At 72.7% G+C, this 4,329-nt stretch carries 2 protein-coding genes and 1 pseudogene; 1 reads left to right on the forward strand and 2 read right to left on the reverse strand.

What is annotated here, in order from left to right; translation table 11 throughout:
- A pseudogene (locus STRIP9103_RS30170) lies at positions 1-912 on the forward strand (hypothetical protein); the annotation flags it as partial.
- 16 nt (positions 913-928) lie between these two features.
- Here STRIP9103_RS30170 and STRIP9103_RS30175 read toward each other — a convergent pair.
- Both STRIP9103_RS30175 and STRIP9103_RS30180 read right to left on the reverse strand, forming a co-directional pair.
- Positions 929-2,434, reverse strand: a complete 1,506-nt coding sequence (locus STRIP9103_RS30175) for an alpha/beta hydrolase (protein WP_009326758.1) — start codon at positions 2,432-2,434, stop codon at positions 929-931.
- An 88-nt stretch (positions 2,435-2,522) separates the two neighbouring features.
- Positions 2,523-4,329: right-handed parallel beta-helix repeat-containing protein (locus tag STRIP9103_RS30180; protein ID WP_009326760.1), on the reverse strand; the 1,807-nt coding region annotated here is incomplete at its 5' end.

Here is a 4,329-nt window from a genome sequence, read left to right on the forward strand (position 1 = left end):
TATGCGCGACCCGTTCACCCCCCGAACGAGGAGCACGAGTCCACAGACCCGGCCCGCACCCGCCGCATCGCACGCGCACGCGCCATGGCGGCGTTGACCGACCGAGCACCGCGCATCATCGGTGTCATCTCCACCGTGACGCTGCTCCTCGGCGCCGCAGCACTCGTCGGCGCGATCGCAACCGGCGAGACACCGGCGAGGGCGGCCCGCCATACGCCCGCCTTCGTCGCCGGCGCAGCCCACACCGCACAGGCACTCGGTTCCTGGCTGACAGGCGTCGGCTTCCTGCTGTTCGTCACCTGGGGCCGCCGCGCCTACAAGGACGCCTCGGCACGCCGCACGATCGGCATCCTCTGGGACGTGGGCACGTTCTGGCCCCGCGCCGCCCACCCCTTCGCCCCGCCCTGCTACGCGGAGCGCGCCGTGCCCGACCTGACCTGGCGGATGGCCACCTGGACCCGCACCACGGGCGGACGCCTGGTGATCTCCGGGCACTCCCAGGGCAGCGTCCTCGCGGCAGCCGCGGCCTGGCAGTTGACGCCGTCGGTGCGCAGCCGGGTCGCACTGCTCACCTACGGCTCACCACTGGAGCGGCTGTACGGCCGCTGGTTCCCGGCACACTTCGGCCCGACGGCCCTGGCCTCGCTGCACCGCGAGGTGGACTGCTGGCGCAACCTGTACCGCCTCACCGACCCGATCGGAGGCCCCGTACACCTGCCGGGCGACCGCGGCCCGAAGGTCGACGCCGCCCCGCTGAAGGACCCCCTCGCCTACGGCCGCACCGCCCACCACCCGCTGCCCGCCCCGATCCTCGGCCACTCCGAGTACCAGGCCGACCCGGCCTTCGCCCACGAACGGCAACGACTGCTGGCGCGCATCGGCCCGGAGGTCCCGAGCCCCAGGCAGAACTAGCCGGCTGACGCCGGGATCATTCCTCGGTGCACGACACATCCCGCTCCGGCCGCTCTCCCGTGCGCAGGAACGCGGTCACCACCCGGTCCCCGCACGCGTTGTCGGCGTCCAAATAGACCCCGTGGCCACCACGTTCCACCGTGACGAGCCGGGCCCGGTCGCCGAGGGCGGCCCGCATCCTCATGGCGCCGGAGTGAGGCGTGGTGGGATCCCTGCGGTACTGGACCATGAGGACGTTGGACGGACCGTCGTCCGTGATCCGGGTCGGCTTCTCGACCGGCGCGTCCTTCCAGAACGAGCACGGCGTGATGTTCACCGGCATCCCGGCCGTCAGCGGATGCCGGGCGCGGTCCACGGCCACCGCCCGCCGGTGCGCTGCGACCGAGCTGGGCCAGCGTACGTCGTTGCAGATCACCGCCATGGTCACCGCCGCGTCCTCGTCGCCCATCGGCCCGGCCACATCAGGAGTGAGAACCGGCGTCGCCTTCGGGTCCTGGGCCTGCCGTATCAGCCGGGCGAGTTCGTCGAACGAGGTGTCGTCGTACAGGGTGGTCTGCATCGCCTGCCGCAGCCGGTTGCCGGTGAGCGGCACGCCCGCGGTGGTCGTCTCCCGTGGCGCGCGGTCCAACTCGGCCGCCAGGGACAGGAACAGCGGTCGTACGTCCTGCGGTTTCTCGGCGAGCCGCAGGCCCTCCGCGTCCCGGGCCGGGGCGGCGGCCCAGGCCGCGAAGTCCGGGAAGCGGTCCTCCGCGCCCCGCGCCATGTTCGCCAGCCAGCGCCGCGCGACCCGGCGCGGATCGGGGTCGTCGTTGCTGTCCAACACCAGGCGGTCGGTCCGCTCCGGGTACTTCTGCGCGTACAGGGCGCCCACATACGTCCCGTACGACACCGCGAACGTCGACAGCCGCTCCTCGCCCAACGCCTGCCGGAAACGGTCGATGTCGCGCACCTCGTTGGCGGTGGTGAAGCTGCGCAGCACCGCCCCGCCGTTCGTCGCACAGGCCTCGGCGGTACGGCGGGAGCGGGCCACGTTCTCGGCGATGGAGCCGTCCGGGGCGGGCCAGGAGCGCAGAGTCACCAGATGCCGGTCGTCGGCGGGGAGCCCGCAGCTCGCCCGCGTACTGCCGCCCACGCCCCGCGGATCGAAGCTGACGATGTCGTACGTGCCGCCCAGTTCCCGGCGCAGCGCGTCGCCCTGCTGGGTCAGCCGTTTGACGCCGGAGCCGCCCGGTCCGCCGGGGATCACCAGCAGGGTGCCGCGCCGCTCCTCGGGACGCTCGCTGCGCAACCGGGAGACGGCGAGGGTGAGTCGGGGGCCGTCCGGATCGCGGTAGTCGAGCGGCACCGACAGCTCGGCGCACTCCTGCCCGGCGGGACCGTTGGGCTGCGCGCAGGGGCGCCAGCCGAGGGTGGGGGAGGCGGAGGCGGCGGGGCCGGTGACCGCTGTCAGCGCGGTGGCGGCGGCCGAGACGGAGAGGGCGAGGACCAAGGCTCGTCGAGTGCGATGCGTCATGCCGACCATGCTGTCCGCCGGACCACTCCCGCCCCATCCGGCCGCCGCCCCACCCTTGGTGGGGTTTGCCCCCGGGGGTTCACCCCAGCCACACCGGCTACGGCAGCTCCGGCAGGTCCTCCTCGTACAGCAACGTCAGGTCGTCCGTGCTCGGTTCGGCGACCTGGGCGACCCGGCCCGCGTGGCGTTCCACCATCGCCTCGAAGGTCTGGCGCGCGGTACGGCCGTTGCCGAAGGCGGGGCCCTTCGGGATCGCCGTGAAGTACTTCAGCAGCGCCTCGCCCGCGCCCGGCGCCAGCCGGTACTCGTGCTCCTCGGCCTGCTGCTCCACGATGCGCAGCAGTTCCTCGGGGACGTAGTCGTCGAAGGTGATGGTCCGTGAGAAGCGGGAGGCCACACCGGGGTTGACGGTGAGGAACCGCTCCATCTCGGCGGTGTAGCCCGCGACGATCACCACGACCGCGTCCCGGTGGTCCTCCATCAGCTTCACCAGGGTGTCGATGGCCTCCTTGCCGAAGTCCCGGCCCGAGTCCTCCGGCGACAGCGCGTACGCCTCGTCGATGAACAGGACACCGCCACGGGCCCGTTCGAAGGCCTCCTGGGTGCGGATGGCGGTGGAGCCGATGTGCTCGCCGACCAGGTCGACGCGGGACACCTCGACGAGGTGACCCTTCTCCAGGACGCCGAGCGAGGCCAGGATCTCGCCGTAGAGACGGGCGACCGTGGTCTTGCCGGTGCCGGGGGAGCCCGTGAAGACCAGGTGCCGTTTGACGGACGCCGCCTTGAGGCCGGCCTGTTGGCGGCGGCGGCCCACCTCGATCATGTCGGTGAGGGCGCGCACCTCGCGCTTGACGCTGTCCAGGCCCACCAGCGCGTCGAGTTCACCGAGTACGGCCTTCGACGTCCGCGCCGGCTTCTCGGGCTCGGCGGCGGGCGCGGTGGTGACGGGCCGCTGCTCGACGGTCCGCTGCGCCGGGACCGAGCCCAGCAGACCGGGGGAGTGGGCGGTGGTCTGCGCGACCGTCTCCTGCGTCGCCGACGGGGGCCGTACTCCCGCGCTCTCGTCGCTGGTGCAGTCCTCGACCACGGGACCGCCGCCCGCGGTGCCGGGGCCGCCGTCCGCGAACTCGTAACCGCCGCGTGCGCAGCGCTCCGTACGGCACCTGCGCAGGGTCGCCCGGCAGCCGTCGATGATGTGGAAGCCGTAGCCGCCGCTGCCGGTCACCCGGCAGTTGAGGAAGCTGCCGCGGCCCTCGGCCGAGACATAGAAGCCCGCCTCGGCGGGCGAGGTGACCGTGCAGCGCTCGATGGTGGGGTCCGCGCCCTTGGTGACGATCACGCCGGTCTGGGTGCCGTCCACGGTGCAGCCGTTGAGGGTGCCGCCGCTGCCGTGGTCGCGGAACCAGGCGCCCGTCGCCGCGTCCCGGATCCGGCAGTCGTCGAGCTGTGCCGTCGCTCCGTCGCTCACCGACACGGCCGTGTTCCGCACCTGCGACAGATCGCTGTCGACGACATCCGCGCGTGAGCCCCGGTCGAGCACGAACAGCGCGTCCGGCACGTCGTGCACCCGGCAGGACTCCAGCACCGCCGTCGCGCCGTCGCTGACCCAGACCGCGGGGTAGTCGCCGGTGCTGTCGAAGATCTCGCACTGGTTGGCGTCCACGCGTGTGCCCGGGTCCCACACCGACAGCCCGTTGCGCCCGAACTGCCGTACCGTCGTGCGGGTCAGTGTGAGGACGGAGCGCGAGCGCAGGTCCACCGCGTTTTCCGGGATGTCGTGGATGCGGCAGTCCGCGAGGGTCAGCACGGCGTCCGTGTCGAGCGTGACCCCGTCCGCGGTCGTACGGTGCACATCGCAGTCGGTGAGATGCGCCGTGGCCCGTCCGCTGATCTGTACGCCGCTG

Source organism: Streptomyces ipomoeae 91-03, assembly GCF_000317595.1.
GTDB classification, from domain to species: Bacteria; Actinomycetota; Actinomycetes; order Streptomycetales; family Streptomycetaceae; genus Streptomyces; species Streptomyces ipomoeae.